Annotated in this window: 11 protein-coding genes and 1 other RNA gene; 3 read left to right on the top strand and 9 right to left on the bottom strand. The window is 44.0% G+C overall.

Translation table 11 applies throughout. From position 1 onward, the window contains the following. The first annotated feature begins 448 nt into the window (after positions 1-448). Positions 449-2,137, top strand: a complete 1,689-nt coding sequence (locus PLH26_RS15375) for a sodium:solute symporter family transporter (RefSeq protein ID WP_324586918.1) — start codon at positions 449-451, stop codon at positions 2,135-2,137. 61 nt (positions 2,138-2,198) lie between these two features. Here PLH26_RS15375 and PLH26_RS15380 read toward each other — a convergent pair whose 3' ends face one another. The 9 genes from PLH26_RS15380 to cmoA form a co-directional block, all read right to left on the bottom strand. Beyond that, a complete protein-coding gene (locus PLH26_RS15380; RefSeq protein ID WP_324586919.1) occupies positions 2,199-3,227 on the bottom strand; it encodes a mechanosensitive ion channel family protein in 1,029 nt (342 codons plus the stop codon). A 106-nt stretch (positions 3,228-3,333) separates the two neighbouring features. Beyond that, positions 3,334-5,352 carry a TonB-dependent receptor plug domain-containing protein gene (locus PLH26_RS15385; RefSeq protein ID WP_324586920.1) on the bottom strand — a complete coding sequence of 673 codons (2,019 nt, stop codon included), beginning with the start codon at positions 5,350-5,352 and terminating at the stop codon, positions 3,334-3,336. Positions 5,353-5,398: 46 nt separating this feature from the next. Beyond that, entirely contained in the window at positions 5,399-6,133 is a 735-nt protein-coding gene (locus PLH26_RS15390) for a FixH family protein (protein ID WP_324586921.1), read from the bottom strand. Between the two features lie 76 nt (positions 6,134-6,209). Beyond that, positions 6,210-6,626: a hypothetical protein gene (locus tag PLH26_RS15395; RefSeq protein WP_324586922.1), complete on the bottom strand. Its 417-nt coding sequence runs from the start codon at positions 6,624-6,626 to the stop codon at positions 6,210-6,212. 272 nt (positions 6,627-6,898) lie between these two features. Beyond that, positions 6,899-7,111, bottom strand: coding sequence for a hypothetical protein (locus PLH26_RS15400; RefSeq protein ID WP_324586923.1), 213 nt, complete (start codon positions 7,109-7,111; stop codon positions 6,899-6,901). Between the two features lie 150 nt (positions 7,112-7,261). Continuing rightward, on the bottom strand, positions 7,262-8,215 hold the full coding sequence (locus tag PLH26_RS15405) for an aldo/keto reductase (RefSeq protein ID WP_324586924.1): 954 nt from the start codon (positions 8,213-8,215) through the stop codon (positions 7,262-7,264). 42 nt (positions 8,216-8,257) lie between these two features. After that, a complete protein-coding gene (locus PLH26_RS15410; protein WP_324586925.1) occupies positions 8,258-9,157 on the bottom strand; it encodes an AEC family transporter in 900 nt (299 codons plus the stop codon). Positions 9,158-9,194: 37 nt separating this feature from the next. Further along, complete coding sequence (locus PLH26_RS15415) at positions 9,195-9,917, bottom strand: methyltransferase family protein (protein WP_324586926.1); 723 nt, start codon at positions 9,915-9,917, stop codon at positions 9,195-9,197. Between the two features lie 65 nt (positions 9,918-9,982). Next, on the bottom strand, positions 9,983-10,711 hold the full coding sequence (gene cmoA, locus PLH26_RS15420; protein ID WP_324586927.1) for a carboxy-S-adenosyl-L-methionine synthase CmoA: 729 nt from the start codon (positions 10,709-10,711) through the stop codon (positions 9,983-9,985). Between the two features lie 219 nt (positions 10,712-10,930). On the opposite strand from cmoA, the gene PLH26_RS15425 reads away from it, so the two are divergent. Next, positions 10,931-11,425, top strand: a complete 495-nt coding sequence (locus PLH26_RS15425; protein ID WP_324586928.1) for a DUF4251 domain-containing protein — start codon at positions 10,931-10,933, stop codon at positions 11,423-11,425. 83 nt (positions 11,426-11,508) lie between these two features. Continuing rightward, positions 11,509-11,880: RNase P RNA component class A (rnpB, locus tag PLH26_RS15430), an RNA gene on the top strand. The last annotated feature ends 203 nt before the right edge of the window (positions 11,881-12,083 follow it).

Here is a 12,083-nt window from a genome sequence, read left to right on the forward strand (position 1 = left end):
CTTCACCATTCCTGCCCGGGGTTATTATATCCGTAATGGTTCCGCCGTAATTCAATATCCGCACTATTGTACCTGCTTTGTTAATAAGCCCGTATTGCAACACATCTTTTCCATTTACCTCCCCCCATTTTTTTACCTGTTCGTTGATCATCTGTAATGCTGTTTAAAAATTCAGACGTGAAGTTATGGTCTAAGTTTTGGAATACTTAATCTCCTGAACAAAAAATTAAACAGGATACGGCTGTAATTTATGGGGAAACTACAAAATGCCTGTGGCTTTGGATTCATCACCCTGAAGATTTTACCGGCATGACCCGAATTGAATTTGTTCTTATCAGCAAAAACACTAATCTTTATCCGCCCAAAATATGAATTGCGCTCAAAGAATGTACTGCATCCACTCAATAAAACCAGCTCATACCCAAACACTTAAACGATTTGATTTGTCATGAACAATTACCTCGCCACCAAAGACTATCTTGTTTTTATTGTTTACTTTCTCATCGTTGCTATCTATGGCTACTGGATATACCAGCGTAAGAAAAAGAAAAGCACGGATACCAAAGACTTTTTTCTTGCGGAGGGCTCACTTACCTGGTGGGCGATAGGCGCTTCTCTTATTGCGTCTAATATTTCGGCAGAACAGTTTATCGGCATGAGCGGGAACGGGTTTACCATGGGGCTTGCCATTTCCACCTACGAATGGATGGCTGCGGCTACCCTGCTGGTGGTAGCCATATTTTTTATACCGGTATACCTGAAGAACAAGATCTATACCATGCCGCAGTTCCTTAATCAAAGGTACAACAGCACGGTAGCGATGATCATGGCGGTATTCTGGTTGTTATTGTACGTGGTGGTTAACCTTACTTCCATATTGTTCCTCGGCGCATTGGCCATCAGCAGCATTTCGGGCATCAATTTTACTTTGTGTATGCTGTTCCTGGCCGTTTTTGCCATTATCATTACGCTTGGCGGCATGAAGGTGATTGGCTATACCGACGTGGTACAGGTTTTCTTCTTGATATTGGGCGGGCTGGTTACCACCTACCTGGCACTTAACCTGGTGGCTACTCATTTTGGTTCTGATGGCGGGGTGGTCGCCGGCTTTAAACTGCTTACCGAAAACGCCAATGACCACTTTCACATGATCTTTAAGAAAGATAATCCCAGCTATCTCAGCTTGCCCGGACTGTCTGTACTCATTGGGGGTATGTGGATCGTGAACCTGAATTACTGGGGTTGTAATCAATATATTACTCAACGCGCCCTGGGCGCTGATCTAAAAACGGCCAGGAACGGGCTTCTGTTTGCCGCCTTCTTAAAATTGCTTATGCCGGTAATAGTAGTGTTGCCGGGCATCGCGGCTTTTGTGCTGCACGAAAACGGGTATTTTCAACAGGAGATGCTGGTAAACGGCGAATTACAGCCCGACAAGGCCTACCCGGTTCTGCTGAACCTGCTGCCTTCGGGATTGAAAGGCCTTGCCTTTGCCGCCCTTACGGCAGCAGTGGTAGCTTCCCTGGCAGGCAAGGCCAATAGCATCTCCACCATTTTTACCCTTGATATTTATAAAAAGAAGGTAAACCCCGGAGCCGGTGAAAGGAAGCTGGTAAACATCGGGCGGGTTGTGGTGATCATATCCATGTTGCTGGCTGTAATTATCGCGCCTTTCATGGGCATTGATAAAAAAGGGGGATTTGAATACATCCAGGAATATACCGGCTTTGTTTCCCCCGGGATATTCGCCATGTTCATTTTAGGCTTTTTCTGGAAAAAAACCACATCCAACGCGGCGCTTTTCGCTACTATAGGAGGTTTTGCCCTGTCTATTCTCTTTAAAGTATTACCCTCAATGGTCAATCTTGAATGGCTGAGCCCGTTTGGTTTTTCCAAATTGGCGCTGCAGAAAGACGGTAGTGCTTTATATGAAATACCCTTTATAGACAGGATGTTCTTTGTGTTCGTTATCTCCGTTATCGGCATGTATATCATCAGCGTATATGAAAACAGGAAGGGAGTCAAAACCAACGGGCTGGAGATAGATAAGTCTATGTTCAAAACCAACCCGGGCTTTGCTGCAGGCGCCATACTGGTTACCGGTATTCTTATAGCATTGTACACGCTGTTTTGGTAAAGTAGTAAGTGGTAAGCGGAACCGGTAGAATAGTTTGAAAACTATAAACTTCCGGGGTACCTTATTCTCCATCCGGTTTGTTGATAAAAACATTCCGTACGGGGAAAGGAATGCTGATGCCTTCTTCCATATATCTTTTCTGGATCCGTTTCATCAATTCATGTTTAATAAGAAACTGGCTGCCAAATGTCTTTGCTTTGAGAAAAGCTTTGAGCTGAATGCTGCTTTCACCAAACTGCTGAAAGCGGATAAAAGGCTCAAAATGCTGAACACAGTCGGGAGAAGCCTGTTGCATTTCTTTGAGCACTTTTACCGTTACCTCTTCTACTTTCTGCAGGTCGCTGTTATAGTCAACTCCAACGGCGATATCAAATACGACTTCTTTATCCGGTAAAAAATAATTAGAAACGATTACACCGGCAAGCTTTGAATTGGGTACTATGATTATGTTATTGGCTCCTGTTTTAAGCGCAGTGTATCTCCAGCTGATATCTTCCACAAATCCTTCCTGGCCCGATTCCAGTTTAATAAAATCGCCCGGATTGATTTGTTTGGTGGATATGATCTGGATACCGGCAAACAGGTTAGACAGGGTGTCCTGCAGGGCAAGCGCTACAGCCAAACCACCCACACCCAGGCCTGCAAGGATAGGCGTAATGGAAATGCCAAGCGACTGGAGTATAACAAGCACGCCTATACAATACACGATCACTTTGATGATATTGCCAATAATGGATGAGGACCTGACAACCGCTTCACTGTCCGGATCCTTTACCTTCGTCATCCCTGAAAGCACTGTTGCCACTATCCAGGTGATGGAAAAAATATAAAAGACCGCCAGGCCTTTCTCGATCCATTGATGATATTTGAGATCCATCTCTACCTGTCTCCACCCCAGGAAAAAACCCAGTGCAATAAACCAGGGAATTACCCATTTGCCGATACTTTCGATGATCAGATCATCAGCCGTCCACCTGGTGTGGGCTACGGCTCTTTTAACAATGGGAGAGATCACTTTTTTTACCAGCAGGCCCGCAATTAACCCGCCTGCCACATAGAAGGAAAAATATAACATTTCATCAAAAGTCATTTTTATAGTTTTTATTTTCCGGCGAACGGGTTATTGAATGTCAACCCAAATGTACTGCTATTTCTTACGTGCAAAAGACCTGTTTAGCCCCGGGATAAGCCATAGCTCAAAACCTTACCGTAAGATGCAGTACAATGTTCCTGCCCGGTCGCGGAATCTTCAAAACATCAAGGTGCTCATAATAATCATTGTCAAAAAGATTAACAACACCCACATGACAATCCAGCGCTACCGGTTGCAGTTGAAAAGACCTCCCGGCAGACAGGTTGGCAATAGTGTACGCTTTACTGGGCAATTCACCATACTTTTCGCTGCTCACATAACGCTGCGCAGCGGCGTGTACAGATGTAGTACTGAGGCTGTATCCCTTCCAAACCACATTAACAGTATTTACCGACTTAAAAGGAGCGATGAAGGGAAGTGCGTCATGATCCGCATCCTGTCCGCGCGTATACGTATTGCTGCTCTTTATGTTCAAAAACGAAAAGGGCTGCACCTGCAAAGTGGCTTCTGTGCCGTATAATACAGCCGATGCAATATTTCTATACTGTTTCACTCCGTTGGCACCCATCGTCATTACACTATATCCTGCCAGCGGCATGCCCGCAATATAATGCCTGAATACATACGCGAAAGCCTGACCTTCCAGGGTGAATATCTTTTGATGAAAACGCGCTCCCGTACCAAAATTCCACGAAGTTTCTTTATGGAGCCGCGGATTCCCGATATAGTCAGATCCATCGGTGCGGTTAAACAAATAGAAACCGTACATTTCCTGCAAAGTGGCGTCGCGCATCGCTCCTGCCACATTCGTATACAACAGCCAATGATCATTGGTTCTGTATTGTGCGTTCAGGTATACATTGTATAAAATACGGTTACGGCTCAGGTCACCCGCATGCACACCTGAAAGCAATTGCTTACCGGCAGCGCTATAGAGCGACGATCCTGAGTAATCCGTTCTGATCCCGGCTACAAGTTCAGCTTTTGGAGCAAGCGCTATTTTATCGGAAAGATCCAGCCCGATTACATCGCGCTGTGCATCCGGAATGGTAAGCATGAACATGGAGGCAGCACCATCAGGGTACATGGTCATTTCAGCATGTAACCTGTTCCTGTAGCCATTTAAACGCGTAGTAACCTGATGCCTGCTGCCAACGGTCCATTGAGCCTCTGTGTAAAAACCTGCGGTACGCGATGTTCCCGGCATATCCATATGTATGGGCACCTGGTCTTTAGGTCGTTTGGTATCATCCATGGCATGGTTTATCGCATTATAATACCATTTTGTTTCCCACCTGCGCAAACGCTTATTGTGCGGCTGATACAAGTGCGATGCCGATGCTATTTTTGCCTTTGCAAAAGACACATCCATCAGCAGGGCAGGATAGCCAATGTCCCATCCTTCGTCCTGTATATAATCTGCATTTATAAAATGACGCTCCGCCACCCGGTACACTGCCGAAAGCCCGCCATTCCATTTCGCGTATTGCGAAAAAGCGATCTCTTTTCCTCCACCGGCAACATAATTACCTGCTCTGCGAAAGATACCGTTGCCCCTAATGGCAAAAACCTTACTGCTATATTCTGCCGCTGCAAGTGTTTGCATGGTATGTGCATTGGTTTCGTACCCTACACCGGCCAATCCGGTAAAGTGTTTTTCATTGTTCAAACGGGGTTGCTTCAGCTTAAAATTAAAACCACCGCCAATGCTGCTCCCGTACGACTGGTTACCGGCTCCATAATTCACTGTTATGCTTTGCAGATTATTAGGCTCTATATAAGAACTGGCGGGATCCATCCTGTCTGTACAGGCGCCGAAAACAGCCATGCCCGATATGGTAACATTTATCTGCCCTGCGTTCAATCCACGGATCGTGGGCTCCCATGCATAATTTCCCCGCCTTATCATATTTATACCGGCAACACTTTCCAGTAACTGGTCCGTAGATGTCTGTAGGTTGGCGCTATGTTTTTTTTCCCTGCTGTTGCGCAGCCTGGCATCATGCTGCACCACCACCTCCTGCAAGGTAACGGATGTATGAAACGAAGTATCCTCCTGCGCCGGAACAACGGAAGCCGCATGTAAAATAAAAATGAGCAGGGTAATATTTCTGATGATCATAAACATTGTTTTGAAATACACGGTAGCCGTGCTTTTCTGTGGTCTGCTAAAACAAAATATCAACGTAAGCGTCTTCGGCTATTACCACATCATTCTTTTTCAGCTTAAAATGTAATCGCCAGTCGCCTGTCATCGTATAATTCACCTTTCCTTTATAATGCCCGCTACCGGTGGAAACGGGGTGAACATTATTGGGAGACCCATGTCCCATGGAAGGCATTTCCGGCGTAAACTCAATAGTAAAGCCGTCATCGGCAGGAAAAGCGGTCATAGAAGTCTGCCTGTTGATCAAAATATCCAGATCGTTCAATCCCACCTGCCATGTAAGCGGTGGCACAAGCGCCAGTACATATTTGTTTTCATCTGTGCCTACAAAAGTAGCCAGTTGGTTTTGAGGCGCTGCGCTGATGGTGAGTGGAAAAGAAACCGTGGTGCTATTTACTGCTACATCCAATTGCCAGGCTCCCATTTCTGAAGTGGGCATGGTAAAAACAACAGCACCTTCATACAATTGAAGTTCACTGTTATATACAGGTTGCTCTGCCGGGCTGCTGTGCTTCATTGAAATCATATCCATCATGGGCGTGTAGGTAACCGTTGCATCTTTGATATCGTTGCCCTGGCTGTTTTTAAGCGAAACGTATAATTTATTGTATCCGGTTTGTATTGCTCCGCCATCCGACCACAAGGTGATGGTAGTATTATCACTGGTAATGTCGGCAAGCCGGGTTTTATTAATGTGATCCGGTTGGGTTCCTTCTTTTTTGCAAGCTGAAAACACTACTGCTCATAGTATGGCGCAAAAAAATATTCTGTTCATTTTATGCATTTAAACGTAATGGAATAGTCTGCATAGCTTATGCTATACTGCGTGAAATTACCAAGGTTGATGTAGCTGAATGGCAGGGAGGATGAAAAACCGGCAGGGATACACCTTTTATAAGAACATCCTGAAAATCGGGAAAGTTATTTAAGGACGCAGACAGCAATGCGGCAGGAGCGAATGTGAGCCATGATTTTGAAAAAAGAAATACCGGTGTTTTATAACTGTTTCCCTCCACGGGGCTTTGCTGCTCTCTTTCTTCCTGCTGTTTCAGCTCTTTTGCCATCTGGCATTTCCCATTGCAATGTAACTCAACTCTTGCTTTATTAACGCAGTTTTTTGCATAGCCTGCCGTGTTCACATAATAATCAAAAACAATAAAAGGGCTGCTTAATACCTGCGCCATAAATGACAACAGTAAAAGAACAGCACTGCATTGCTTTAAAATCATATTCTCAATTTGGTCAAAATTACTCCGAATTAAAAATTAACAAGTGACTAAAGTCATACCCGTATATAATCCTTATCAAATGTATGACACACGCGCCAATAACCGTATGGAAAAAAAGAAAAATGCAATAAATAAAAAGTGAGACACAACATCTCACTTTTATCCATAGTGTATGGATCAAAAAAATATATTATCGGCTACCTTCCAGGCTACGCTGTTTTACGGGGCCCTTCTATGGTGTCATTCAAACCTGCAACGGCTTTTCCTGATGATCATATCTTTTTTCTGCCCGCAAGCAATACTACAACACCCGCAGCTACTGCAATACCGCCGGCGTACATTGGCCAACTCACATTTTTCTTTTCTTTCTTGTTTAATTCGATGGGACCGGCATCAATGATATTTTTTTCCCTGGTAAAACTAAAGCCGCGGAAAATGAGCATTAATATACCGGCAGCAATTAAAATGATCCCCAACGTTTTCATATGATTGTTGTTTTAGCTGAAATAAATAAGCGTTTACCTTTAATTTCAAATTACCTGCCAAAAGAATACGCTCTTTCAAAAGAACAAAAACGTAGAAAAGATTCCCCGCTAAATACCGCTTTGGGTAGCCTGCCATTTCATTAACCGGTTTTACCAGGCGCTTGATTCATTCAGTCCGGCTATGGCTTCTGCATTTAGCTGCAGCGTTGACGCAGCCATCAGCACATTGAGTTGCTCAATGCTGGTAGCGCTGGCTATAGGTGCTGCAACGGTTGGTTGTGCAATAAGCCAGGCTATGGCAACTGCTGCCGGTGTGGTGCTATGAGCAGCGGCTGCTTTATCCAAGGCCGACAGGATCCGGAGCCCTCTTTCATTGAGGTACTTTTTTATGCCTCCTCCCCTTTTGCTTTTACCCAGATCGGCTTCACTGCGATATTTACCTGAAAGAAAACCCGACGCCAGTGAATAATAATTGATCACACTAAGCTTATGCTGTCTGCAGATGGGTTGATAGTTCTCTTCAAAGTTTTTCCGGTCGTACAAATTATATTCGGGCTGCAATGTTTGATAAACGGGATAGTTGTGTCTTTTACCGGCAGCCAGCGATGCCGTGAGCCGTTCGGGAGACAGGTTAGAAGCGCCAGTCCATCTTACTTTGCCCTGTTTTACCAGTGTATCGTACGCTTCGAGTGTTTCTTCCACCGGCGTGGCTTCGTTGTCCCAGTGCGTTTGGTAAAGGTCAATATAATCTGTTTGCAGGCGATTTAACGAATCTTCCACCGCTTTCAAAATATATTTTTTCGACACATCTTTATGTCCCTGCCCCATATCGGAACCTACTTTTGTAGAAATGATGATCTTTTGCCTGTTGCCTTTTTGCTTCATCCATTTGCCGATGATCGTTTCACTTTCCCCGCCTTTATTGCCCGGCACCCAGCGGCTGTAGCTGTCTGCCGTATCAATGCAATTAAAACCGCCTGCCGAAAAAGCATCTAATAATTCAAAGGATCTGTTTTCATCAACCGTCCAGCCAAAAACATTTCCCCCAAAAATAAGCGCCGCGATCTTTAAATCAGAATTACCCAGTTGCCTGAATTGCATCATACGTATACGTTTTAACTGTTAAAATACATTTCCGGTGGCAAGTTAGCCTTTTATAATAAAGTACCACACTGCGGTGGTAACAAAGGATATTACAATACCGATGCCAGCCACCAGGCTGGTGAGTTTGGGGTTGAGATTATATTCACTTGCAACAATCGTTGCAGTAAGATGGGAAGGCATTGCCGATTCAAAAATACTGATTTCAGGTATCGTTCCTTTCATATTTAAAAAGTGCACTATGCCCAAAATAATCAAAGGCGCCAGCACCAGTTTATATAAAAAAGATGCCGACAGGTGCTTTAACTCCCGGCGCCATCCATCAAACTTTAACTGTAACCCGATAGAAAATAAGGCTAACGGGGCTACGGTTGCCGCCAGCATATCAAACAAAGGATCAAGTGGCGACAAGTTGATAAACAGGGGCAGCACCAAAGCCGCAACACACCCCACAAAAGGAGGGAAGGAAAACATTTTCTTTAATACCGTTCCTGCGGAAAGGGAGTGCTTTTCCGAAGCATTCATCGCTACCACAATACCGGCCGTGGCAAGCAGCGTAAATGTAACCTGATCGCATATTACGGCAATGCCAAGGGCATCATGGCCAAACCAGGCAATAACAAGCGGGAACCCCAGAAACGAGGTATTGCCTAAACCGGTTACCAGCTTCAACCCGTTTTCGGTTCGCTTATCCAGCTTTGCTTTGGCAGCGTATGCTTTTACGTATACCCACCCGCACAACCATACTATTACCGGCATCGCAGCAGGCAGTATCAATGATTTCGTCCATTGTATATGGGGCAGGTATTTAAAAGCAACTGCCGGCAATGCCAGGTTAATGATCAAAGCATTAACTCCTTTATAGGCATCGGCAGGAACAGCTGTGAACCTGCGAACCAGCAAGCCGGCCACAATACAAATGCCTATTAATAAGAAGTTCGCCATATATAAGTCCGTTAACAGTGTGATAATCCGATCTGCATTATGCTTTCATCTTACCCGATTTTTTGAGGTAACGTATAAGGAGATAGGTTAACAGAAGCAAAGAAAGAATTACAGCCATCAGCGCATTGCGGTATTGGCTGTCATAAGCTGTAATGTGCGGGTATTTCAACAAAATGATGAGCGTAATGCCCGATAACCATACAAATTGTGTATTATATTCCTTTAATATCCATCTCCGCCAGTTAAAAGACATGCTGTTAAAGGTTTTACCGATATTCCTGAGGTCGGGTACCCACCGGTTCACCTTTTTACAATAAGCGTCAAAGCCGGTTCCGAATTTACCACGCAAAAAATGTTCTTCGGCCAATACAATGGACTGGTAAATAAAAAGAAAAACAGGAATAATAACTGCCACATAAAACAAAGAGTTGGCCAATATGCCAACCCCCAGCAGCATTAAAATATTTCCAACATATAAAGGATTGCGGCAATGATTAAAGATGCCATCGGTTACCAATCCTTCTGCATAAGGCTTTCCCTGGCTGCCGCCGCGAACGATATAGGCCAGCCCGATAGTGGCTCCCCGGATCAATTGCCCCGAAACAGTGACCAGCAGGCCTGTTACAATCGGCCAGATATAATGGTGCCCGCCAAATCTTTCTTCAGAAAACAGGGGTGGCGAAGGAATAAAAAGTGCTGCGTAAAAAAGAATAAAGATCCAGTTGCGGTACCTGAAAAAAAAGTTCCCGATTGTTACCATAAATTTTTAAAATTGAAAAGCCGGTATTGTGCATCGTAGCGGAAACAGCACTTAAATACAGACATTTATTTTTTCACCGCGATGATGCCTGCAAAATTATACCATTTAAAAAACACTTCGCAGTGAGCAAAACCCGTGTCCTGCAATATCCCTGTATTTTCGCTAAGTTTATAGGGAATCAGCACATTTTCCAGCGCTTCTCTTTTTTGGGATATTTCCAGTTCACTATAGTTATTCCGTCTCTTATAATTGTAATAATATCTGATAAAGTCGCGGTTAAAATGGCTGTCTTCCGCCAGGATCTTTTCTACGAGTATCAATGCCCCGTTAGGATTTAACCCTTTATAGATCCGTTGAAGCAATTGTGCCCGGTGCATTGGCCGAACAAATTGCAAAGTAAGGCAAAGCACCACCACATCGGCATTTACAATTTCAATCTTATTGCTGATATCTGCACAGATCAGCTCATATTCCCTGGTAAAACCTGCTTCTTCGAGCTTACCCCCGCATTTTTTCAGCATCTCCTCCGAGTCATCTATACCAACAAACTTAACATTATTGCCTACCATCGTATTTAAGCCTATGAGGGTAGTGCCTGTAGAACAGCCCAGATCATATACCTGTCCACCTTCTTTGGCATGGTTTGAAGCAAGTTCGGCTATCATGCGCTGCATTTCGCCATAATAAGGAACCGAACGGTTTACCATATCATCAAACACATTGGCAACCCCGGCGCCAAATTTAAAATCGGTTGCCTTTTTAATTTCATCCTTAAAAAACCGGTCTTCTGCCATATTATTAAAAGATAAGCTGATTAAAATCCATCCGGGAACGGTTTTCAGGAATCAGGATCCCTGGTTATCCCCTGAACGCAAATATAGTATCTAACAGCTTTTATATTTACCGGAAAGAAAGAATCTCAGAAAATAAATTAACACTTTCTTTGAGCAGCATACATTAAACCCGTTTTACAGGTCTGCATCTAAATAAGAACAACACTAAAATATTTAAAAATGAAAAACGCATATATTTTTAAACCTGCTGCATTACTGGGCATACTTGCAGTGTTCGGCTGGAGTGCTTTGCAGGCACAATCTGAAAAATCAACGAAAGAAAACAAGATCGAAGCATCTATCAAAGCGCAAAACTATGTTTTTAAGGCCCAAACGCTTTTACCGATGAATGGACCAACCCGTCACCTGAATGGTGATTACGATTTAAGCGTATCTGAAGGTAAGATCGTAAGTTTTTTACCTTATATGGGCCGTATCTATACACCGCTGATGGATCCTGCCAACGGGCCGCTCCGGTTTACCTCTACCGATTTTACGTATGATGCAGAGCTGAAGAAGAAAAAAGGCTGGGATATTTCCATTAAGCCGAAAGATGTACGTTCGGTAAGAGAATTTAATTTGCATGTTTCCGATAACGGTTACGCCACCCTGCAGGTAAGCGGTAACGACCGGCAGTCTGTTACCTTTTATGGTTATGTGGTTGAAAAAAGCTAAGATCATGGTCAGGCGCAACAGGATGATGATGCATATTCCTGAGCACGTCGTTTCTTACCTGGTTTAGAACTATCTTTGTATTTGCTGCAAACTGTGCTATCGCGGCTCCGCATAGCGGAATCGAGGAAAGTCCGGACAGTGCAGGGCAACACACCGGTTAACAGCCGGGTGCCGCTCCGGCGGTAACAGACAGTGCCACAGAAAATAACCGTCGCGCTGCAAGGCGTGATAAGGGTGAAAAAGTGAGGTAAGAGCTCACTATTATAGATGGTAACATGTGTAATGGGTAAACCTTGTGTACTGAAATGCTATGTATATCCCGATCTTTTGCCGGCCCGGCGAAATTTTCTTTATTGAAATATCGGGAAGGGTAAGCAGATGGACCTGTTCAGCAATGGCCAGGCAAGATAAATGATAGCACCCGACAGAATCCGGCTTACAGGTTTGCAGTAATTTAATTTGGGGGTAGTTCTTAACCGGACTATCCTTTTTTCTTTTGGCAATAAAAAGTTTAAAATAAAGTCCCGTATAAAATGCTTTGGCATTTGTTCATTAAGCAATACCTGCTAAGGCTGTATTAAAACCCTGACATTAATACATAAAAGGGGCTGTCTCAAAAGGGCGGTATAGAAGGTATGCCACAAAGGCACTAATACAC

The sequence above is a fragment of the Agriterribacter sp. genome (assembly GCF_035444585.1).
GTDB lineage: Bacteria > Bacteroidota > Bacteroidia > Chitinophagales > Chitinophagaceae > Agriterribacter.

Bases quoted from the DNA above. Each gene is read 5' to 3' on its own strand.
- PLH26_RS15395 (WP_324586922.1), bottom strand. From the start codon at position 6,626: ATGATTTTAAAGCAATGCAGTGCTGTTCTTTTACTGTTGTCATTTATG.
- PLH26_RS15375 (WP_324586918.1), top strand. From the start codon at position 449: ATGAACAATTACCTCGCCACCAAAGACTATCTTGTTTTTATTGTTTAC.
- PLH26_RS15385 (WP_324586920.1), bottom strand. From the start codon at position 5,352: ATGATCATCAGAAATATTACCCTGCTCATTTTTATTTTACATGCGGCT.
- PLH26_RS15405 (WP_324586924.1), bottom strand. From the start codon at position 8,215: ATGATGCAATTCAGGCAACTGGGTAATTCTGATTTAAAGATCGCGGCG.
- PLH26_RS15380 (WP_324586919.1), bottom strand. From the start codon at position 3,227: ATGACTTTTGATGAAATGTTATATTTTTCCTTCTATGTGGCAGGCGGG.
- cmoA (WP_324586927.1), bottom strand. From the start codon at position 10,711: ATGGCAGAAGACCGGTTTTTTAAGGATGAAATTAAAAAGGCAACCGAT.
- PLH26_RS15415 (WP_324586926.1), bottom strand. From the start codon at position 9,917: ATGGTAACAATCGGGAACTTTTTTTTCAGGTACCGCAACTGGATCTTT.
- PLH26_RS15410 (WP_324586925.1), bottom strand. From the start codon at position 9,157: ATGGCGAACTTCTTATTAATAGGCATTTGTATTGTGGCCGGCTTGCTG.
- PLH26_RS15400 (WP_324586923.1), bottom strand. From the start codon at position 7,111: ATGAAAACGTTGGGGATCATTTTAATTGCTGCCGGTATATTAATGCTC.
- PLH26_RS15425 (WP_324586928.1), top strand. From the start codon at position 10,931: ATGAAAAACGCATATATTTTTAAACCTGCTGCATTACTGGGCATACTT.